Origin of the sequence: Buttiauxella agrestis, from assembly GCF_900446255.1 — a bacterium.
GTDB lineage: Bacteria > Pseudomonadota > Gammaproteobacteria > Enterobacterales > Enterobacteriaceae > Buttiauxella > Buttiauxella agrestis.
In genome coordinates, this window is record NZ_UIGI01000001.1 from 2,013,981 (window position 1) to 2,033,742 (window position 19,762).

General features: G+C 49.9%; 29 protein-coding genes and 1 pseudogene. 16 read left to right on the forward strand and 14 right to left on the reverse strand.

Features of this window, described 5'->3' with window-relative positions; all coding sequences use genetic code 11:
- The first annotated feature begins 9 nt into the window (after nucleotides 1–9).
- The 3 genes from DY231_RS09630 to ptrB all read left to right on the forward strand — a co-directional run bounded on the left by DY231_RS09630 (nucleotide 10) and on the right by ptrB (nucleotide 3,317).
- The gene (locus tag DY231_RS09630; protein ID WP_115628158.1) at nucleotides 10–360 is read left to right on the forward strand and encodes a YebG family protein; all 351 of its coding nucleotides are present in this window, start codon (nucleotides 10–12) and stop codon (nucleotides 358–360) included.
- Between the two features lie 117 nt (nucleotides 361–477).
- The gene (locus DY231_RS09635; protein ID WP_034495989.1) at nucleotides 478–1,176 is read left to right on the forward strand and encodes a tellurite resistance TerB family protein; all 699 of its coding nucleotides are present in this window, start codon (nucleotides 478–480) and stop codon (nucleotides 1,174–1,176) included.
- 92 nt (nucleotides 1,177–1,268) lie between these two features.
- On the forward strand, nucleotides 1,269–3,317 hold the full coding sequence (gene ptrB / locus DY231_RS09640; RefSeq protein ID WP_115628159.1) for an oligopeptidase B: 2,049 nt from the start codon (nucleotides 1,269–1,271) through the stop codon (nucleotides 3,315–3,317).
- Nucleotides 3,318–3,323: 6 nt separating this feature from the next.
- Here the strand turns inward: ptrB and exoX (DY231_RS09645) are convergent, their stop codons facing one another.
- From exoX (DY231_RS09645) to DY231_RS09655, 3 genes are all read right to left on the reverse strand, one after another.
- Entirely contained in the window at nucleotides 3,324–3,986 is a 663-nt protein-coding gene (gene exoX / locus DY231_RS09645; protein WP_115628160.1) for an exodeoxyribonuclease X, read from the reverse strand.
- 38 nt (nucleotides 3,987–4,024) lie between these two features.
- Nucleotides 4,025–4,756, reverse strand: coding sequence for a carbon-nitrogen hydrolase family protein (locus DY231_RS09650; RefSeq protein ID WP_115628161.1), 732 nt, complete (start codon nucleotides 4,754–4,756; stop codon nucleotides 4,025–4,027).
- A 132-nt stretch (nucleotides 4,757–4,888) separates the two neighbouring features.
- Nucleotides 4,889–5,119, reverse strand: coding sequence for a DNA polymerase III subunit theta (locus DY231_RS09655; protein ID WP_034495983.1), 231 nt, complete (start codon nucleotides 5,117–5,119; stop codon nucleotides 4,889–4,891).
- Between the two features lie 158 nt (nucleotides 5,120–5,277).
- Between DY231_RS09655 and yobA the strand changes: the two genes are divergently transcribed.
- Genes yobA through DY231_RS09670 form a run of 3 tightly spaced genes read left to right on the forward strand, consistent with a single transcriptional unit; the run spans nucleotide 5,278 to nucleotide 6,898 of the window.
- Nucleotides 5,278–5,652, forward strand: coding sequence for a CopC domain-containing protein YobA (gene yobA / locus DY231_RS09660; RefSeq protein ID WP_115628162.1), 375 nt, complete (start codon nucleotides 5,278–5,280; stop codon nucleotides 5,650–5,652).
- Between the two features lie 5 nt (nucleotides 5,653–5,657).
- Nucleotides 5,658–6,530, forward strand: coding sequence for a copper homeostasis membrane protein CopD (copD, locus tag DY231_RS09665; RefSeq protein WP_115628163.1), 873 nt, complete (start codon nucleotides 5,658–5,660; stop codon nucleotides 6,528–6,530).
- Nucleotides 6,531–6,556: 26 nt separating this feature from the next.
- Entirely contained in the window at nucleotides 6,557–6,898 is a 342-nt protein-coding gene (locus tag DY231_RS09670; RefSeq protein ID WP_115631814.1) for a YebY family protein, read from the forward strand.
- Nucleotides 6,899–7,232: 334 nt separating this feature from the next.
- Here DY231_RS09670 and DY231_RS09675 read toward each other — a convergent pair whose 3' ends face one another.
- From DY231_RS09675 to DY231_RS09710, 11 genes are all read right to left on the reverse strand, one after another.
- On the reverse strand, nucleotides 7,233–8,318 hold the full coding sequence (locus tag DY231_RS09675) for a tyrosine-type recombinase/integrase (protein ID WP_115628164.1): 1,086 nt from the start codon (nucleotides 8,316–8,318) through the stop codon (nucleotides 7,233–7,235).
- Nucleotides 8,287–8,589: an excisionase gene (locus DY231_RS09680; RefSeq protein ID WP_305954889.1), complete on the reverse strand. Its 303-nt coding sequence runs from the start codon at nucleotides 8,587–8,589 to the stop codon at nucleotides 8,287–8,289. Before DY231_RS09680 ends, DY231_RS09675 begins: the two co-directional genes overlap by 32 nt.
- 68 nt (nucleotides 8,590–8,657) lie before the next feature.
- Complete coding sequence (locus tag DY231_RS09685; protein ID WP_115628166.1) at nucleotides 8,658–8,870, reverse strand: TraR/DksA family transcriptional regulator; 213 nt, start codon at nucleotides 8,868–8,870, stop codon at nucleotides 8,658–8,660.
- 47 nt (nucleotides 8,871–8,917) lie between these two features.
- Complete coding sequence (locus DY231_RS09690) at nucleotides 8,918–9,619, reverse strand: hypothetical protein (RefSeq protein ID WP_115628167.1); 702 nt, start codon at nucleotides 9,617–9,619, stop codon at nucleotides 8,918–8,920.
- Nucleotides 9,620–9,636: 17 nt separating this feature from the next.
- Nucleotides 9,637–10,305, reverse strand: coding sequence for a DEAD/DEAH box helicase family protein (locus DY231_RS09695; RefSeq protein WP_172588667.1), 669 nt, complete (start codon nucleotides 10,303–10,305; stop codon nucleotides 9,637–9,639).
- The gene (gene exoX, locus DY231_RS09700; RefSeq protein ID WP_115628169.1) at nucleotides 10,305–10,976 is read right to left on the reverse strand and encodes an exodeoxyribonuclease X; all 672 of its coding nucleotides are present in this window, start codon (nucleotides 10,974–10,976) and stop codon (nucleotides 10,305–10,307) included. The genes DY231_RS09695 and exoX (DY231_RS09700) overlap by 1 nt, the downstream gene beginning before the upstream one ends.
- Nucleotides 10,960–11,127, reverse strand: coding sequence for a hypothetical protein (locus tag DY231_RS25195; protein ID WP_172588668.1), 168 nt, complete (start codon nucleotides 11,125–11,127; stop codon nucleotides 10,960–10,962). Before DY231_RS25195 ends, exoX (DY231_RS09700) begins: the two co-directional genes overlap by 17 nt.
- Nucleotides 11,124–11,300 carry a hypothetical protein gene (locus DY231_RS25200; protein ID WP_172588669.1) on the reverse strand — a complete coding sequence of 59 codons (177 nt, stop codon included), beginning with the start codon at nucleotides 11,298–11,300 and terminating at the stop codon, nucleotides 11,124–11,126. Before DY231_RS25200 ends, DY231_RS25195 begins: the two co-directional genes overlap by 4 nt.
- Nucleotides 11,300–12,928, reverse strand: a complete 1,629-nt coding sequence (locus tag DY231_RS09705) for a RecE family exodeoxyribonuclease (protein WP_115628170.1) — start codon at nucleotides 12,926–12,928, stop codon at nucleotides 11,300–11,302. Before DY231_RS09705 ends, DY231_RS25200 begins: the two co-directional genes overlap by 1 nt.
- Nucleotides 12,929–13,066: 138 nt before the next feature.
- Nucleotides 13,067–13,195, reverse strand: a complete 129-nt coding sequence (locus DY231_RS25380; protein WP_256682655.1) for a hypothetical protein — start codon at nucleotides 13,193–13,195, stop codon at nucleotides 13,067–13,069.
- A 192-nt stretch (nucleotides 13,196–13,387) separates the two neighbouring features.
- Nucleotides 13,388–13,807, reverse strand: a complete 420-nt coding sequence (locus DY231_RS09710; RefSeq protein WP_115628171.1) for a helix-turn-helix domain-containing protein — start codon at nucleotides 13,805–13,807, stop codon at nucleotides 13,388–13,390.
- A 105-nt stretch (nucleotides 13,808–13,912) separates the two neighbouring features.
- Here DY231_RS09710 and DY231_RS09715 point away from each other — a divergent pair, with 105 nt between their 5' ends.
- The 10 genes and pseudogenes from DY231_RS09715 to DY231_RS25385 all read left to right on the forward strand — a co-directional run.
- On the forward strand, nucleotides 13,913–14,140 hold the full coding sequence (locus DY231_RS09715; RefSeq protein ID WP_115628172.1) for a transcriptional regulator: 228 nt from the start codon (nucleotides 13,913–13,915) through the stop codon (nucleotides 14,138–14,140).
- Nucleotides 14,141–14,142: 2 nt separating this feature from the next.
- Nucleotides 14,143–14,685, forward strand: coding sequence for a toxin YdaT domain-containing protein (locus DY231_RS09720; RefSeq protein ID WP_115628173.1), 543 nt, complete (start codon nucleotides 14,143–14,145; stop codon nucleotides 14,683–14,685).
- Between the two features lie 83 nt (nucleotides 14,686–14,768).
- On the forward strand, nucleotides 14,769–14,915 hold the full coding sequence (locus tag DY231_RS25205; RefSeq protein WP_172588670.1) for a hypothetical protein: 147 nt from the start codon (nucleotides 14,769–14,771) through the stop codon (nucleotides 14,913–14,915).
- The gene (locus DY231_RS09730; protein WP_115628175.1) at nucleotides 14,908–15,726 is read left to right on the forward strand and encodes a replication protein; all 819 of its coding nucleotides are present in this window, start codon (nucleotides 14,908–14,910) and stop codon (nucleotides 15,724–15,726) included. Before DY231_RS25205 ends, DY231_RS09730 begins: the two co-directional genes overlap by 8 nt.
- A complete protein-coding gene (locus DY231_RS09735; RefSeq protein ID WP_115628176.1) occupies nucleotides 15,723–17,138 on the forward strand; it encodes a DnaB-like helicase C-terminal domain-containing protein in 1,416 nt (471 codons plus the stop codon). Before DY231_RS09730 ends, DY231_RS09735 begins: the two co-directional genes overlap by 4 nt.
- On the forward strand, nucleotides 17,138–17,752 hold the full coding sequence (locus tag DY231_RS09740; protein ID WP_115628177.1) for a hypothetical protein: 615 nt from the start codon (nucleotides 17,138–17,140) through the stop codon (nucleotides 17,750–17,752). Before DY231_RS09735 ends, DY231_RS09740 begins: the two co-directional genes overlap by 1 nt.
- Nucleotides 17,749–18,186, forward strand: coding sequence for a hypothetical protein (locus tag DY231_RS09745; RefSeq protein WP_115628178.1), 438 nt, complete (start codon nucleotides 17,749–17,751; stop codon nucleotides 18,184–18,186). Before DY231_RS09740 ends, DY231_RS09745 begins: the two co-directional genes overlap by 4 nt.
- Nucleotides 18,183–18,497 (forward strand): hypothetical protein, encoded by a 315-nt coding sequence (locus tag DY231_RS09750; RefSeq protein WP_370511293.1) that lies wholly within the window; start codon nucleotides 18,183–18,185, stop codon nucleotides 18,495–18,497. The genes DY231_RS09745 and DY231_RS09750 overlap by 4 nt, the downstream gene beginning before the upstream one ends.
- Nucleotides 18,494–19,144: a hypothetical protein gene (locus DY231_RS09755; protein ID WP_115628179.1), complete on the forward strand. Its 651-nt coding sequence runs from the start codon at nucleotides 18,494–18,496 to the stop codon at nucleotides 19,142–19,144. The genes DY231_RS09750 and DY231_RS09755 overlap by 4 nt, the downstream gene beginning before the upstream one ends.
- Nucleotides 19,134–19,625: pseudogene (locus tag DY231_RS25385) on the forward strand (class I SAM-dependent methyltransferase); the annotation flags it as partial. The gene DY231_RS09755 and the pseudogene DY231_RS25385, both read left to right, overlap by 11 nt.
- Nucleotides 19,626–19,762: the final 137 nt, after the last annotated feature.

Here is a 19,762-nt window from a genome sequence, read left to right on the forward strand (position 1 = left end):
AGCTGCAAAATGGCGGTTGAAATCAAATACGTTGTGGTACGAGAGGGGCAAGAAAAAATGTCTTTTGCCAGTAAAAAAGATGCAGACGCCTATGACAAAATGCTCGATCTTGCTGAAGTTCTGGGTGAATGGCTCACACATAGCCCGGTTGCGCTTGAAGAAGGGCAAGGTGATGTGCTGGCGATGTGGATGGCAGAAAATAAAGATGTGCTCTCTACAGTGCTGAGAAGCGGCAAATTGCCAGAGCTTGAAACGACCGATGCGGCTGACGAAACATCTGACGACGAAGCAATTTCTGAGGAAGCTGCTCCTGACGATAAGGTGGCTGAACATCCTCGCAAGCGCACCAGGGCAGCCTGAGTTGGCACGCGTCGGGCTACCGGCGCGGTTCTTTTCTCATCTTTAGCCTTATCAGACACTTCTTGACAGCCTTTCGCTTAACCTCAGATGTTAAGTTCCTAATAAAGGGTGTCTCTTATGAGCAACTGGTTACAGCAGCTTCAGTCAATGCTGGGGCAAGCTACACAATCCGTACAAAATCATACAGGCCAGAATCAATCCTCTGGTCATCCTCAGGGAAATGGCTCGCAGGGGCTAAGTAAATTACTGGTACCGGGCGCTCTGGGTGGTTTGGCGGGTTTATTACTGGCAAGCAAATCATCGCGTAAATTACTGACTAAATACGGCACCAGCGCCTTACTGGCAGGTGGTGGTGCGGTTGCCGGAAGCGTGTTGTGGAATAAATACAAAGACCGCGTTCGTGAAGCCCATCAGGGTGAACCACAATTCGGGCAGCAACAATCTCCGGTTGATGTGCGCACGCAGCGCCTGGTCATGGCGCTGGTTTTTGCCGCTAAAAGTGACGGGCACATAGACGATAAAGAACGTCAGATTATCGATCAGCAACTGCGTGATGCAGGCATTGAAGGCCAGGGCCGCAACCTGATTCAACAGGCTATCGATCAACCGCTTGATCCTCAGCGGCTGGTGCAAGGCGTTAATAACGAAGAAGAAGCATTAGAACTTTACTTCCTTAGCTGCGCGGCAATCGACATCGACCACTTTATGGAGCGCAGTTATCTGAATGCTTTAGGCGATGCGTTAAAAATCCCGCAAGATGTACGCGAAGGTATCGAACAAGATATTAAGCAACAGAAACTCAACCTGCCGGGATAATCCCGGCATTTTCCGCAAAATCCCACGTTACGCTTGCAAGGCTGTCTGAATTTGCCACCCTTACAGGGTGTTAACTCAAAAAGAAAAATGACATGCCACCAAAAGCAAAAAAAATTCCGCACACCCTGTCCATGCATGGTGATACCCGCATCGATAACTATTACTGGTTGCGCGACGACGAGCGCGCTGATGCGCAGGTACTTGATTATCTTCATCAGGAAAATGATTACGGTCATCAGGTGATGAGCACCCAACAGGCATTACAGGAACGCCTGCTCAAAGAGATGATTGACCGTATCCCGCAGCGAGATGTCTCCGCACCCTATACGCAAAATGGCTATCGCTATCGTCAGATTTTTGAAACCGGCAATGAATACGCCATTTATCAGCGCCAGTCTGCGGTTTCTGCCGAGTGGGATGAGTGGAGTACGCTGGTTGATGGCAATCGCCGCGCCGCCCACAGTGAATTTTACACCATGGGTGGAATGAGCATTACACCTGACAATACGGTGATGGCGCTGGCGGAAGATTTCCTGTCCCGCCGCCAGTACGGATTGCGTTTCCGCAATCTTGAAACCGGGAACTGGTACCCGGAGGTGCTGGAAAACGTCTCCAGCAGCTTTGTCTGGGCTAATGACTCCGCAACGCTTTACTACGTGCGCAAACATCCCAAAACGCTGTTGCCGTATCAGGTCTGGCGGCACACCGTTGGGCATCCGTCTTCTGAGGATCAATTGGTCTACGAAGAAAAAGACGAGATGTTTTATGTCAGCGTTCACAAAACCACCTCGAAGCATTTCATCCTCATTTACCTGGGAAGCGCCACGACCAGTGAAGTGCTGCTGTTGGATGCCGAACTGGTGGATGCACTGCCTCTAAGTTTTGCCCCGCGCCGTAAAGATCATGAGTACACGCTTGATCACTTCCAACATAACTTCTATTTGCGCTCCAATCGTGAGGGTAAAAACTTTGGTTTGTATCGCAGTAAAGTGCGTGATGAAAGCCAGTGGGAAGTTCTGATCCCCCCGCGTGAAAACGTCATGCTGGAAGGGTTCACATTATTTACCGACTGGCTGGTGGTTGAGGAGCGCCAACAAGGGCTGACCAGCCTGCGGCAAATCAATCGCAAAACGCGTGAAGTAACCGGTATTGCTTTTGACGATCCAGCTTACGTGACCTGGCTTGGGCATAATCCCGAGCCGGAATCTTCACGGCTACGCTACGGTTATTCGTCGATGACAACGCCTGATACCCTGTTTGAACTCGATATGGATACGGGCGAACGGCGGGTAATAAAACAGACCGACGTCGCCGGGTTTGAGTCCAGCCGTTACAAAAGCGAACATTTGTGGGTAACGGTGCGTGATGGCGTGCAGGTGCCGGTCTCCCTGGTTTACCATCGCGAACATTTCCAGCGCGGTAAAAACCCGTTGCTGGTTTACGGCTATGGTTCATACGGCAGCAGTATGGACGCTGATTTCAGTAGCAGTCGTCTGAGCCTGTTAGATCGCGGCTTTGTGTTTGCGATCGCCCATGTGCGTGGTGGCGGTGAACTGGGTCAACAGTGGTACGAAGATGGCAAGTACCTGAAAAAAATGAACACCTTTAACGATTATCTCGACGTCTGCGATGCGTTATTGAAGTTGGGATATGGCGATGAAAACTTGCTCTATTCGATGGGAGGAAGCGCAGGTGGCCTGTTAGTCGGCGCGGCAATCAATATGCGCCCTGAGTTGTTCCATGGCGTTGTGGCGCAGGTGCCATTTGTTGATGTGCTCACCACCATGTTGGACGAGTCGATTCCTTTGACTACCGGGGAGTTTGAAGAGTGGGGGAATCCTCAGGATGCGGAATATTATCACTACATCAAACAATACAGCCCATACGATCAAATCACCGCTCAAGCCTATCCGCATATGTTAGTCACCACCGGCCTGCATGATTCGCAAGTGCAATATTGGGAGCCTGCAAAGTGGGTGGCAAAGCTGCGCGAAATGCGCACCGATGATAATTTGCTGTTGTTATGTACCGATATGGACTCGGGGCATGGCGGGAAATCGGGGCGATTTAAATCTTATGAAGGTGTTGCGTTGGAGTATGCGTTCCTGATTGCCCTGGCGCAGGGGACGCTGCCAGGGTAACGGTGTTTAGTTTTCGAGATAATGTTTGAGCGTCATTCTGAGGTCCGGGGCTAATTCCTTGATGTTATTTAACATCCAGCGTAAATAGCCCGGGTCTTGCTCGGCGATTTCTGAAATCGGCTTGCCACGATACTTGCCAAACGCCATGGTGGAAACCAATGCCGGGCGGCCCGTAATCGTCACCATTTGCTCAGGCTCCCAGCCGGATTCATCCATAATCCGCAGCAGCAACGCGGCGGTTATATAGCAATCAAACAGTGCCCGGTGATGATAAAGTCCGGCCGGGGTTTCCACTTCAAGTTTGAGTGATTTGTATAAACCCATGTTGCTGTATTTAATTCCCGGCCATAAACGGCGCGCGAGTTTCACAGTACAAATCCACTCGCTATTGGGCAATTCAGGCAACATTCGCTGGTCGAAACTGGCGTTATGCGCAACGTAATAGGGGCTGCCGTAGTAACGGGGGATCACATCTTCAATCCACGGTTTATCCGCCACCATTTCTTCAGTAATTCTATGGATTGCCATGGCCTGATGGCTGATCGGGCGATCCGGACGCACCAGATCGCTCATCGGATTCACTATCTCGCCGTTGACGATATCGACGGATGCTACTTCTACCACGCCGCCCTGCAAGCCACAGGTTTCCGTATCAATAATGCGCAGCATACTGACTCCATCACATCTTTGCTGATTTCATTAATACGCTAGCGTAATGGAATGATTTCTCCATGCCAACCTTTTGCGTCACGACGACCGACAGCTAACAATTCACCATGGTCGGCACGAACCACTAATTCGCCGCGATCGTCCCAACATGCGCTACGCCCGGCTGAACGATATTTCCCATCCGACCAGGCATGATTGGCTAGTAATACCGGCAAATTGTACTTATGCGCCCAACGCTGCAAATACATTTCGTCTTGTTGGTAGCTGATTTCGTTAATGAATTTCCCGGTGGCATAAAGACTCGCCCCCATTTCAGCCGCACTGCGCGGCCAGGTTTCTTCATCACTGCCGGTGCTAAAGCCCATCGCCACACTACGGTTATGTAAGCCGACTAAGGGTGTGTGTTGTCCGGGAAGGTCCATATCGTTGCTGGTAGGTTTACAACATGCAACGCGGGAACCATCGGGCAAAAAGCCAACCGAACCAGGCGTAACGCCATTTTCGCACCGCAAAGGTAAACCCACCACGATGGTCATTTGGTGTTCTACGGCTGCATTTTGCAAGGGGTTGAGGCGCTCGTCAGTAAAGGGAAGGGAGCAAGCGTGGTGATTTTCTATATTGAATCCGGTGAGAGAAAGCTCGGGGAAAATCAGAAGGTCAATTTGTTCGCGTACAGCACACCGGATAAATTCTAAATGATGTGAAATATTCGAGTCGAGGTCATCGAGGGTGGCGCCATACTGCGCCGCTGCAACATTCCAGACAGGCATACGTTCTTCCTTAATCAATCTACCCAACGGCCATCATCCTATGGCCTAAACAGGTAATTCCTGTGTTTCTCAGTCTTTTACCGAGAAAAATCTTAACACCATTTTTGTCAGGAAGTTTAAGGCAGCGGATTTTTATTTCACTTTAGGTTCGTATGGAAGTCGTGACAGATTAACGGACGCCAGACGGTGCGCAATCAAACGTTCCCGGAACCAATCTCGCAAATGTGCAGGCTGTTCGCGCTCAACAACTTCGGCAATAACTGGCATGTTATAGCGCTCTTTAAATGCAACGCCTGCAGCAGCAAGATCAACATTGATCTTATCCATTTCGTCCTGGGGTAATTCAGCAAGATTGTGGTTCATATCGGCCTCCTGTTTTGTGCCGCAAAGGTACTGGTTGCTGCCGTGGATGACAACCCTTTACGGCAATATTCAATCATTGATAGCTGTTCTCATCTCGACTTAGCCAGCACTCAAGGTTATCCTTTTGCCGTCTCGAATAATAAAAAGGAATAGTTGATATGGCTTTCACTCGAACTCGTCTCTTAACCATCGCTACATTGTTTACCGCACTCACCGCTTCCGGCTCTGCCTTGGCGCACGCGCATTTAAAACATCAATATCCTGCGGCAGATGCTGTGGTAACGGCTTCGCCACAGGCGATTACCCTCAATTTCTCTGAAGGTGTTGAGGCGAATTTTAGCGGACTCACGTTGACCGGGCCACAGCAAGCTGCGGTAAAAACGGGCACTGCGAAGCGCAATGAAAAAGATGAGAAGCAACTGATTGTTCCTGTTGAAGAAGCGCTGAAGCCGGGTGACTATCAGGTCGACTGGCATGTCGTATCGGTCGATGGACATAAGACAAAAGGGAATTACCACTTCTCGGTGAAATAAACCGGATGTTGCCCTCTCTTTATATCGCGCTGCGATTCATTCATTTCACCGCCTTAATGGTACTGCTGGGCAGTACCATCTCATGCTCATTACTGGCCCCTCAGGCATTCAAGCCGGTTCTCATCCGCAGGCTGAAATGGCTGTGGCAATCCGCTGTATGGATGACAATGCTGAGTGCAATGATGCTGCTATGTGCGCAGGCGGGGATGATGGGAAGCGGTTGGCGAGATGCGATTAATCCGCAAGTCTGGCTGGCGGTTTTGGGCACGCGCTTTGGCTCTGTCTGGCTATGGCAAATCCTGCTCGGCGTGGTGGCGGTTGCTGTGCTGTTAATTAAACCGCGCACCTTGCAGGCCATGTTACTTATTCTGGCGGCAGCGCAACTTATTTTACTGGCGGGCGTCGGCCATGCGGCGATGCGTGAAGGTTTCCTCGGTGGCCTGCAACGCCTGAATCATGCTGTGCATTTACTGAGCGCGGGCTGGTGGGCTGGTGGTTTACTGCCGCTGCTGATGTGTATGCGTATGGCGAAAAAACCGCGCTGGCGAGGTGCGGCGATCACCGCAATGATGCGTTTTTCTCGTTACGGGCATTTAGCGGTCGCAGCGGTATTGCTCAGTGGCGTCGTCAACAGTCTGATGATTTTAGGTTGGTCGTTGCCACTGGATAGCGACTACGTGCGCTTCTTGCTGATGAAAGTTGTCTTTGTTGCCGTGATGGTTATCATCGCGCTATATAACCGCTATTTTTTGGTGCCGCGCTTTAATCGCGCTCATGCGGCAACAAAACAGTTTATTCAATTAACCTGGCTGGAAGTCATTTTATCCGTGGCGGTGATCCTTGCGGTTAGTATTTTCGCAACCTGGGAACCGTACTGATGGCGTTATTAGCTCAAGAGAGAATCATGAAAAAAAGTATTTTGACGATGCTGCTGCTGGCTTGCACCAGCAGTGCTTTTGCAGCACCACAAATTATAACCGTTAGCCGTTTTGAAATGGGTAAAGATAACTGGGCGTTTAACCGTGAAGAGGTGATGCTCAGTTGCCGTCCGGGGCATGCCTTGTTTGCAATCAACCCAAGCACATTAATGCAATACCCGCTAAATGACATTGCACAACAGCAAGTTACCAGTGGTAAAACCACCGGGCAGCCGATTTCAGTGATTCAAATTGACGACCCTAAACAACCAGGGCAAAAAAAGAGTCTTGCACCATTTATTGAACGCGCCGAAAAATTGTGTAACTAAGCCTGCCTAACATCTTCATCTATAATAAAAAACCGCAATATCCGGAACCCGGTTATTGCGGTTTTAATCTAAAACGTCACCTGTAACACAGTTTTTTTCCGAACACTTTTGCGCCGGACTGGAAAAGCTGCGCCGGTAATCTATTCTTAGAAGGCAAGGCGAAGTCTGCCTGCATTAATGCCAACTTTTAGCGCACGGCTCTCTCCCAAGAGCCATTTCCCTGGACCGAATATAGGAATCGTATTCGGTCTTTTTTTATCTATATGATTTATAAAGGTTTTTTGTGGTCAGTCCCGAAATATCCCGAAATTTTCCCGAAAACTCAATATTCAGTCTAAACCATAACATACTCAGCCCCGCGCGAATCAAGGTATTTTTTAGTCATTGTTAAATTTTTGTGTCCTAACAATCGCTGTGCAAAATCCTCGCTATATTCCTTTTCATACTCACGACTCGCCAGGCTTCGCATTTCATGGAACGCCGGAGGGTTTGCCCCGAAACTTATTCCACTGGCATTACGAACTTCTGCAAATGCTTGTGTTAATCCATCAGGTGTCAGCGGACCAGGTTTCCTACCGCCTCGACGAACAGCTGAATAAAGCATAAAGTCAGAAGGGTTATTCTTCCTGCAATTATCTATAACATCCCCCAGAACTAGCCCGGCAGAATTAAGTTTCAAATCCAGTGGTAGGGCTAATTTGTGTCCTGTCTTTTGCTGCTCGATAAAGAGGCGATCATCGCGCACATCACTGAAACGAAACAGGGAGATGTCTTCGCGCCGCTGACCCGTTACAAGTGCAAGCTCAAATGCGCGCTGCACCCATTCTCCAAAATTTTCTGCAGTAGAATGCAGCAATTGGTACTGTTCAAGGATCAGACGCTCGCGTTTAACTTTTGGCGTCGGTGCCCTGGTCGGTTCCACTGGGTTTAAACTAATATGCCCCTCTACTATTGCCTCTCTGAAGATATCAGATAGAACCGAGCGCAACGCAACGGCCATGCTTTTCTTATCACACTCGATATATCCTTCCAGGAAGGTCGCAATATCGCGAGTAGTGATCGCATTCAGTGGCATGTTTCCAAATTCATCTTCAAGGGTTGCCAACTGGTTTCGACGAACCTTCATAGTGTTCGGTTTTAGTTCCCTTCGCTCCAGGATAACAGAGTACCGCTCCAGCCATTTTGAGACTGTAAAATCAGGTGTTTCCATAATTCGTTCTAAAAGACTGGATGGCAGGTAGTTCTGGTCGAGATAGTTATTTGCTTCTATGGCCTGGGCTACAGCATCCTTGCGCGCAATCTTACCAAGAGAAATTTCTTGTCCAGTGATCGGATTGCGCCAGGAGTAGATTTGCTTTGTTTTGCGAAAGGTCAGATTACGCGGCAGATTAGCGTCGTAACGTACTGGCCTTTTCGTCATGTCTCAGTCTCTCAAGTAGTGTTCCGGTCGCAGGTATTTTCCGATGCTTAGGTTTTAAGCGAAGGTTCTTTTTGCGCGGGTCAACGTAAATTGAGTCCGGCATTAATTTGTACTCTTTACCGTGGAGTTCAGGTGCAGGATAAATGCGACCCTCACGAACCCAGCGGCGCAAGGTTGAAAGCGACGGGGGAGTGGAGTAAATCGTATTGGCCCATTCCTGCAAATTGAGAAGTTTTGGCATGATTGCTCTCCAACGGTCTGCCCTACTCATTATATGAAAGCAGACCGTGATTAATTGATATATCGAAATCAAACGGTTTTCGGCTGTACCTGATCGAGTTATTGGCGCATCTTCTCGCGCAACTCTTCAGCGCCCTTGCAGCTCGCGCAGAGCTGGCAGCCCGGAATTGCTTTGCGGCGTGCTTCTGGAAGCTCATCACCGCATGTCTGGCAATGAGTCGCTGATATGGCATGCACATTCAATCTGGCACGGCTCAGTGCCGCGGTACGATGCAGTTCTTCTAGTTCGCTCGCGTTATCAATGATGTCCATTACTTACTCCTTGAGCGGGAGGGATAACCTCCCGGCAATGGTCAACTCTAAAAGGGAATGTCATCGTCGAACTGTGGAGCCTGGGTTTGTACGTTATGCTGGTGGGCGGCTTGCTGTAGACGTGACTGTTGCACTCCACCGTTCTGAGCATATGGATTAGCTCCGTGCGTACCACTGCGGTTCCCAGAGAATTGCTGACCGCCATTGTTCGTGCGCTCATCCTTGTCTTTCATAGATGCTTCAAGTGCGGCAATAGCTTCTGCTGGAGCGTTTTCGCTGTGCTCGGCATAAGTCTTGCGCGTACCGACCTGGAATACATGACGCAGCTCGAAGCGGTAGGTATCAGAGCCATCATCTTTGGTGCGCAGAACCTTTTGCAGGAACAGGCCAACTTTCGTGCCTACCAACGCAGGGCATTGCCACTCGGTTCCCTCTAGCGTTTGAACCTGCTGAGGTTGTGCCTGCTTAATTTTTGCAGCCCACATAATCGCGGAGACCAATCCCATCCCGAAGGTTTGCTGGCCTTCCTTGCCCTGATAGTTAATGCGGATGTAATTGGCTTTTGCGCCATTACTTTCGAAGTTAAGTTCCAGCGCTTGTGACTGGCTGCCATCTTTGCCGAACGTGTAGACCGCTGAAGTAATCACGCCTTCATAAGCGCCTGTTTCATTAATGCCATTCGATGCGCCAGCCTTCTTCGCAAGCTCAGCTGATTCTGCGTTCCAGTTAAAAGTCATTGGTGAGTTCATCTTAAAATCCTTAAAAGTTATAAATCTGTCATGAATTCAGTGATTGCCACGTCGACCGCTTTGAGGTCGTTTTCCATTTCCGTCTGGTCGGGAAACAGGTCTGGCGGCGCTTTGGCGGTGTCGTTGTCATCGCCTTTAATCAGGAATACGTGCTTCCCATCCTTCTTGATGGCGCGCAGAACGATTGAGAAATACCCTTCCGGCGTAAGCTTTTCGTTCAGCATTTTCCCGGTGGTTTTCATCCGGATCTTTCCTTCGGCTTCTTCGGTGTGAGCCAGAAAGTAAATCCGGAAGTCGTCAGGCAAATGAGTGGCCGCCATGATGATTTGCCAGATGTGGTCCGCCATTTCGGTGAACTTGCCGTAACCGGTCTGGTATGCGCGCTTCATGTTTTCGTGCTGCATCACCACCTGAAAATCATCGATAATCAGCACGCGCCGGGTTTTGGAAAGGACCATGCGGTTAATGGTATCCAGCACTGTTTCCCAGTCGTCCGAGCGCAGGACGTTGCCGCGCTGGATACTGCCGTCTGGCAGCTCCTTGCCGTTAAGCTTCCAGCCGGTTGATTTAAACGGCAGCATTTTCGGAATGCATTGCAGAAGCACTACATCTTCTGGCTTGAAGTTACGAAGGCCGTATGACTTGCCCGCGCCAGAATCACCGAGGATCAGTACTGGAGTTCCCATCAGATACCCCCGTTCAGCCAGTGCCTGGCAGTAAACAGAATGTCTTCATCTTCATTGTTACCGACTAACCAGCGCAGGTATCCGGGGTCGATCTTTGCAATTTCTGCGAACGTCAGACCTTTATGCTTGCCGAAGCGAATCGCATTAATCAGCGACGGGTTACTGGAAATCTCGCGCATCTCGCGAATGGTCCACTTAGCCAGGCGGCCCATGTAAATCAGCAGCTCAGCCGTGACGTAGCAGTCATACAGCGCGCGGTGAGCATACAAACCTTCAGGTAACTCAGGTTTCAGGCCCAGGCTATAACGCAGGTACTGATTGCTGTGACTCTTGTGTTCAGGGAGAAGGGCGCGGGCCAGTTTCGCTGTGCAAATCCATGGCGCATCGATTTGCGGGAGCTTTGAGCGGTCAAACTTCGCGTTATGTGCAACGTAGACCTCTGCACCCAGGTAACGGCCAATCACTTCACCGAGAAGCGGGGCACCTTCCACCATATCTTCGGTAATGTGGTGAATGGCCATTGCTTCAAAGCCAATCGGCTCCAGTGGCTTAACGAAGTCGCTCATCGGATTGCAGATCACACCGTCGACAATATCGACGCTGGCTATTTCAACTACGGTTTCTGGCCCACCTTCTAGTCCAGTGGTTTCGGTATCAATGATTCGCAACATTATTTACTCCCTGAGTTCTGTAATCACATACAGCATCAAAGTGCGCGAGCTGGTGGGCGATTTCTTCGAGGTCAGCTGGCGTTAAGTGGTAAGTCAGGCACAACATCGCGATGAGCGTCATAGCCTGCTGGCGACGGATATCCTGGTTCATGCCATCCTCCGGCGGCTATGTGAGCGCTGCGGATGCGATGCGAAATAGCTGTCTGCGCATTTCTTGTCGGAACAAAACACCAGGTTACGGATGCCTGTATAAAAGCGGACTGGGCGTTTAACCAGGTCTTCATCTTCACGCAGTACCAGGCATTGCGAGCAGTAACGGCTCATCAGGCCACCTCCGCAGTAGTGAATACAGAACCCAGTGCTGCAAGTGCTGATTCAAGGCGTTCAATGCGCTGCGTGAGGTTCTGGATTTGCTGAGCTGAACTTTCTTCTTCTGCTTCAGTTAATTCCGGTACTTCTACGGCAGCTGCTTGCGGATCATTTGCATCAGTACCTTCGCCTGCTGAAACCTCAGCACTACCCGCGATTTCGTTACTGTCAGTCGCTTCCATCTGCTCATCGCTGGTGTTCTCCGCTGGCTGAATTGCTTCTTTTTCAACTTCGTTTGAGGTGGATTTGCTAAGGTCTTCGTGTACCCACTGCGGATCACTCGGGTCACTGATTCCCTCTACAAACTCACCTCGCGCTGCCGCCAGTTGTTTGTTTACTTCTTCGACGGATGGTTGATTTGTTTCTACAGCCATCGGCATTGGTAAAGAGGAACGTCCGCATGCGATGTCGACAAGCAGCTGATCAGGGTGAGCATGATCCGTTTCGGTCATGACCCGATTCAGATACTCAAGGTGTTTAGCCGGTGTTTTCCACAGGTCTAATGGTGTGGTTTTAACCGTTGCGACATTGCAGGCGCGTGAGAAATCAAAACCGCCAGGCATGGAAATGAAAATATCGCGAGTCGCAAGAAACTCTTCGTTCTCATATTTATTCATTATGCTGTTAGCCATAATGTCGGTTTCCAGCGGGGGGTTATAAATATCAAACTCCCTGGCACGAGCTAAGATTCCCAGTGCAATTTCATACTCCAGTCCGAGGGCGGTTTGAGGTGTCAGTCGGTCGGTATTATTCAAACCGCCAGCAATCGCACCTGATGGCGTCCGGGGAACTGAAGTTATGTAATTACCGGCGGCCCACTCACGCACCAGAATTCCGCGATCAATGTGTTCTGTGGTCAGCCATAAATTAGTGAATTGAATGACGCGGGCCAGTTCGTGACGCTTTTCCATTGGGAAAACAGTCTTGATGGCATGAGTGTATTTCCACAGTTGCGCGGTGCTGAGGTCTTCAATTCCAGGCGCGTGTCTGGCTGCCAGTAAAAGGTTCTGGACGTAACTGTTATCGGTATCTAGCGACATCTCCATAATTTGAACGCGCTGTGCGTGCTTAATATGATGAGCGGTAACGGTACTGATAAGCTGAGAAAGCAGTCTTCTGCCGAATGCCATTTCCGCCACTGGGTATTCTGTGAGGTCATTGTCATTAGCATCAACAACCAGGTCTTTATCCATTTGAGTGCTGTCAGATGTAGCAGCTGATTCCGTCGAAGTTTCCTCGGGTGCTGGATTCTCCGGAACAACAGCATTTGTAACGACTGGAGCTTCTGGTACTTCATCAACTACAGCGGCAACCTTCTGCCAGGTCTTACCATCTTCAGACAGTTCATAGCGGTCGCACCATGCCTCATCCAGCTGGCATTCTTCTGGTAAATCATCGAACACTGGCACGTTAGTGCGAACCGGCAGCATGTAATCAGCGCCGCGGCCTGTCTCGATATCGTTATCTTCCAGGATGTTCATGATTTCACGATCGGCACGAGAGTCAGATTTGCAATCGAACCAGGTGAACAAATTAGGCTTGCCCGCTTTAGGCCGCGCCTTAATCAGATATGCGTACATCATTGCGTTTACGCTCCTTTGGGTTATAGAATCCCCGAGCCATTGATAGCGCCCATTGGGTTGTTACTTTGGATAGTTAGTTTTCCAGCGCACTTTGCCGGTACCGCTGGACGTAGAGCCCGCCTTGCGCGGGTTTTTGCGTTACTGCGACTTCGTTTTTGTAGGGTCGCCTTTCTGGGCGAGCACATAACAAACCTTGCGAACTATCACCATCACTACTGGCAGCCTGACTGCCTGCTGCTTCACTGGCTTACGCATTAAATCGAACATCTCAATCCCCTTTGCCCTTATCGCCAGGCTGGCGGAACGTTTCTTTAACCTGACAACGCTGCGCTTGTTGTCGATGAAGTAACATTACAAGCAAATATTGTATTATGCAAGTTCAATTTAAAGCAATACTTGTAATTAATGATGCGACAATGCGCAGCAATGTTGCCGCGCTTGTTTAAGAAGGGATTTTACTTATTTTCTAATGTTCTTGATGATGCTACTCACGTCATCCTTCAGCAGATCTAACTCTTTAAGCGTAGTTTTAGCATGAACGATAAGGCGATTTTTCTCAGCTTCCGGCATTTGATTGAAGAGAGCGAGCAAAGCTATCTCTTTATCATCCAGTTTATCTTTTGAAACTGTATACGTCGTGGAAGGCTCGACTTCATTTGGAGCCATAAAGAACCAGTGCTCAGGTTTCCCCGCAGCAGATGCAAGTCGTTTAAGCCTCTCACCACTAGGAGCAGTATCACCTTTTGCCCACTGCTGCACCGCCTGTGGCGACACCATTGCGCGCCTGGCAATCTCTGACAAATTCCAACCTGTCTCATCACGAAGCAGTTGGATTCTGTATGACAAATTCTGATGTTGTCCTGTTTTCATGACTTCCATTCTACAAGGCCTCCTTGTAGAAGGCATTGCAAGAGATATACAAGAATTGCTTGTAATATTTTATTTTGTCTTGTAATGTTTGCTTGTATCTCATAAGGGGAATCCATGGACACGAATTTAAAAGAAAAAGTTTGCTCAATTATGAGTCAGACCGAGATCGCGAAGAAAATGGGGATAGCTCCTCAGGCTGTAAGTCTTTGGCTGAACGGTGAGGTACCAGCCCATCGAGTTATTCCATTTTGCGAAGCATTGTGTTGGCAGATAACTCCGCATGAAATTCGCAACGACATCTACCCAAACCCAACCGATGGTTTACCGCAGCAGGAGGCATAACCATGCAAACACTAACGTTTCAAGATGATAGCAAGCTGAACCTCGTGCCAATGATAAATCGCTATCAGCCAAAGCAGCATGATGAGCATGAAGTGATCCGCGACGCTGTCCGTTCCTGGGCAGCTGCAATCGACAATCAGGACGTTGTTTCAGCACTGATTATTGAGCAATGGAATGCCAGCGGCGGCGAGGGAATTGATTTTCCCGATGATATTAGCCGTGGGCGCCAGAAGCTGTTTCGGTACCTGGACAACAAATTCAACTCTGAGAAATACCGGGAGAACATCCAGAAGCTCACACCATCAATTCTTGCAGTTCTGCCGCTGGAGTTTCGCGGCCGGTTAGTTCCTGCGGACAACATCATGATGCGCCTGGCACGCCTGGAGAAAGAAACCAGCGAAGCCAAGGTGGCAGTTGCGCTTGATGCGCCAACTCATCAGAAGCTGAAAGAGCTGAGCGAGGGAATTGTGGAGATGTTTCGGGTAGACCCGGCACTGACAGGCCCATTGATGGAGATCGTGACGAGCATGTTGGGAGTTATATGACAGGTTCAAAAATGGCGAAAGCCGCGGTGCGCGAACACCAACGGCTTTCAGTTGCACATACGTCAGTAAATGCAGGAGGAATAATGGCAAAAAAACCGCGCCATTACCAGACAGCTGTACATAAAAACAATACTCGCGCCCGTCTTGAGCATTTTGTTCATCCAACGGTGGCAGAGAAGCTACGTGCCATTCTGGAAGAACTGAAGCGCAAGGAGCAGGGGCATGAGTAACCTCGCAACAGTAACACCAATCAGACCGACACTGGCGGTCGTGGAGCGTCAGGTGGCAGATCTGGATGATGGTTTCATCATGATTGCTATGCGGCTTTACGAGGAGCTTATCGGTGCCAATCTGACACGCAATCAGGCCAAAGTCGCGCATGCAGTTTGCCGTAAAACTTACGGCTTCAAGAAGAAAATGGACCGCATTGCAGACAGCCAGTTAGCTGAGATAGCCCGTATCAGCCGCTCAAAAGCAAACATAGCGAAGAACGAATTGATTTCTATGAAGGTTCTCATCTCTGAAGCCGGGAAGATTGGACCAAATAAGAACATCGATGAGTGGGTAATTCCTGAGTGTTCCCAAATAGGTAACTTTGTATCCAAGTCGGGAACAAAAAATGTATCCAAACCGGATACACAAGATGTTCCCGCTTTGGGAGCACACAAAAGAAATACTTTAAATATAAAAGATAATACCCCCTTACCCCCACAGGGGGAGGGCGCTGTACCGGAAATTAAACCGGTTCAGAAAAAATCCCCAGTACTGGACTACCAGGCGGTGATGTCGGCATACAACTCCACCCTGGGAGACCGCCTTCCTCAGGCAGAGGCTCTGAACGAAAAGCGTCGCCGGTCTATCAAGCGCCTGTTGAGCGAACTCAAAGAGCCAACAATCGACGCAGTGACAAACTACTTTGCCACCTTTGGTGAAAGGGCTAAGCCGTTTTACTTCGGTGACAACGGCACTGGTTGGCGCGCTAACTTCGATTACCTGTTGCGCAGCGACACGCTGATGAAAACGCGGGAGGGTTCACTGTGAATGATTTCAACCTGATCCCACAGAACCTTGAAGCTGAGCAAAGCGTGTTAGGCGGCCTGATGCTTGAAGCTGGCAGTGAGCGCAGTCAGATGGCGATGTCGATGCTCAAACCTGAATCATTCTTCAGCCGCGCCCACCAGGTGATTTTTAGCGAAATGCGTGAACTGGTAGCCAGCCAGAAACCAATCGACCTGATAACTCTGACAGAGTCACTTGAAGCAAAATCGGTGGCTAATCAGGCTGGTGGGTTTGCTTATCTGGCTGAACTCTCTAAGAACACGCCAAGTTCCGCGAACATAGTGCATTACGCGTTAGTCGTTCGTGAAAAGGCGATGGAGCGTTATGGCATCGAAAAACTGGTAAGCGCCACCGAGCTTCTGTACTCACGCAACGGGATGACCACGACCCAAAAGTTTGAAGCCATTCAGATCATGTTTACAGATATCACTGACCATGCAAAGACCGGCAGCCGCCGCGGACTGCGCCCACTGATTGAGGTGACTGAAAGCTGGACGGATGGGTTAGAAGGGCGGATGAACGGCGAGAAGGTGCGCGGCCTGACTACAGGCATTGGTTCTCTTGATGACTTACTGGGAGTCAAACGCCTGGTTCGGGGATCACTTTTTGTTGTTGGTGCCCGTCCGAAGATGGGGAAAACCACTCTCTACTCGAGCATGGCTATCAACTGCGCAACCGTTGAAGACGAACCGGCGTTGATGTTCAGCCTGGAAATGCCAGACGAGCAAATTCTGGAAAAGATTATTGCCCAGAAGGCGCGCATAAACCCAAACGTATTCTATCCCGACATGACGAAATCCGATTTTGGTTATCCGGGCGACTGGCAGGGTGACTTTAACAAGGTCCAGGGTGTTCTTGGTGCGCTCATCAGTACGAATAATCTCTACATCGATGATACGGCAGGGCCAACCCTTTCGCACATTGTGGCGGAGGCCCGGCGCATAAAGCGATTACGCGGGAAGGTGGGCATGGTGCTGGTGGATTACCTGACGCTTATGACTGCCGAAAAAGCTGAGCGTAACGACCTGGCGTTTGGCGCCATCACCAAGGGTTTAAAGAACCTCGCTAAAGAGCTGGATTGTGTGGTGGTGCTGTTGACTCAGTTAAACCGTGACCTGGAAAAACGAACCAACAAGCGTCCGTTACCAAGTGACTCACGTGATACGGGGCAAATCGAGCAGGATTGCGATTACTGGATCGGTATTTACCGGGAAGGTGCCTATGACGAGATGGCTAACCAGGCGGGCACCGAATTGCTGCTACGTCTAAACCGTCACGGCAATAGTGGCGTTGTTTTCTGCGAGCAGCGCTGCGGGGTTATTTACGATTGCGACCAGGAGGCTGAAGCACAAAAGCGTGAGACAGCAGCTCCGACTCAAAAGAGGATGTTCTGATGAAAACAACAAACGCCGTGCAGGCAGCAATTCGTTTTCTTGAGGGGAGGGAGTCCACGCTTCCGGAGATTTCGGCAGCCATAAACATGGAGCCGCGCAAATGTTCCAATCTGCTTGGTGGCCTGCTACGCACTGGAACACTGACCCGCACAGGACGCATGCGACTTTATGTTTATTCGCTGTCACCAAACTGCGTTACCCCTGAGCAGCTTTACAGTGAACGCATTCGGGTAGTGCACAAAATACTGGCAAACCAGAGCCGCATTACATTCAAAGATGTTAATGAGCTGCTTAATGAAACGCGCTGGGCGGTGAGACACTTCCTCGATGAGGCTTGCATGAGGAAAGACCTGGTAAAACAGGGCAAGCAAGGTTTCTTCCTGAGTTTTAGCCATTACGAAAGTTACGTTGAGAACATGCACAAGGAGCGCATGGCAAAACGACGAGTGATTTGTGCTGCTTACCGGGCGGCGCGTCGTGTATCAAAACCAAAAATCTGCGCTCAGCAGCCAGAAGTTCAAACGGCAGAAATCAATATCGTCTGCGAAGAATGCCGCCAGAACTGGCAGGGCTATCAGGTACATAAAATTTTCGGCAGTGGAGCACGCGCATGAAGACCAAAACTCAGGAATTAGTCACGGCTGGCTATGCGCTGGCGAAAGAGCTTGATGCTGAATCTGCAAAGCTGGTGAAAGAGCTGGCTGACGAACTGGCAGTTCAGCGTGTGCGTGCCGACGAGCTAAACAAGCAGGTGGTTAACCTGGCGGTTGAGAGCTCGACCATTAAAACGATGAATGATTGCCTCGCAGAAGAGTTGCGCGGCTATGAATCCGATGGCGCATTTGATGGGCCTGACATGCATAAGCTTTGGCATTCGCATGCAGGGGCGTTACCAGCCACAGGCACCATGCTCGCAAACATTCAGGCGCAGGTATGGCTTGAAGCAAAAGACCTCGCTAAATCCATGTTGGCAGCAGATTCGGTAGACCATATTGATTTCCTGTTTGATGGGAAGGCGCAGCAGTTGCGCGAGGAGGCTGGCAAATGATCATAAAATTTGAAGCTGTACCAGTTGAACGCGACCAATACGGCTACTGGACTCACCCAGAATACGAAAAATTCTGCGACGGCCGCGAGTCTATTTCTTCCGAGGAATTTAACTCTTGGATGGTACGGAACGGCCTGGAATGGCGCACGGAATATCGTGACGAAGACGATATTGATCCGAGCGTTGATGGATATGACATTTCCGCGTGGCAACCATCAGGAATAAAAGGCGATGGCTGGTTCGTTGGCTCTATTCATGACACCGAAGATGGCGCTGTGTGCATCTGGCTGCGCAAGGAAGCTGGAAAATGAAAAATCGCTTTTATCTGGCCTGCACCCGCGAAACTGTTGGCACCAACATGTCTTTTCATTGTGTGAATGGTAACGGCTATAGCGCCAATGTTGGCCTTGCCCATACGTACACACGTGAAGAAGCACAAGCGGCATGGGACAGTGGCCGGGAGATTGAGTTGCCGGTTTCTGCTGATGATGTTGATGCGCTCACCGTTCTCCACGTCGACCATCAGTACGTACCAGGTAAAACTACTATCGAACCTGGTTGTGTGAAATATGTCGGCTTCGTTAAAGGTCAATGGGATGGCAACGACCTTTACTGGTTGTGTAATGGCTCGTTACCAACTACCGATTTCAGCAAGGCATCAACTTTTGAATCGCCTACTGATAGCGCTGAAATTGTATGGCTTCCGTTCCATCTCGCTGATGCGGTTAAGCGTCGTACCTTCAACATCAACCTTCTCGATCGACGTCGCATGATTCAGGGCGCAGGGCTGAAAACCCCTGATCATATTAAGCGCTATAAACGCCGTAAGGGTTCATCCGGGAAAGTTCGCTGGAATTGCCCGTGCTGTGGAAAAATCAGCTGGCAACTGAACCCATACGATTTCGACGGCTGCCGAAATATTAGCTGTGAAGAATGGAGACCACGCTATGAGCAATAAAATCGAAGCGTTGGCCACGCCTTCAATCCTCGATATGTGCTGCGGCTCCCGTATGTTCTGGCTCGATAAGGAGGATGAGCGCGCTGTGTTCACCGACATTCGCAGCGAAGAACACACACTATGTGACGGTCGCCGCCTAGTTATTCGCCCTGATCTGATTGCCGACTTCCGCTCGCTGCCGTTCGCCAATGATTCTTTCCCGGTCGTTGTGTTCGACCCGCCACACCTTGAGCGTGTTGGCGATAGCGCCTGGATGGGTAAGAAGTACGGGAAATTGAACAAAGAAACGTGGCGCGATGATTTGCGTGCCGGGTTCGCTGAAGCGTTCAGGGTATTGCGGCCACACGGCGTGCTCATCTTCAAATGGAACGAAACCCAAATACCGGTTAGCCAGATTCTGGCGCTTACGCCAGAGAAACCGATCATCGGGCAGCGCACTGGCAAAGAAGATAAAACGCACTGGATTATTTTCGTCAAAGGCCACGCCATGGATAACGGATTGGAAACTCTCGTGCGGTACGCGACTAAGCGCATCGTCGAACTTGAGTCTTTGCTGCTGATGGACGCTCAGGAAACAGTATGGCCTGCCGAAGTAGGTATGGTTTATTCCCAGATTGA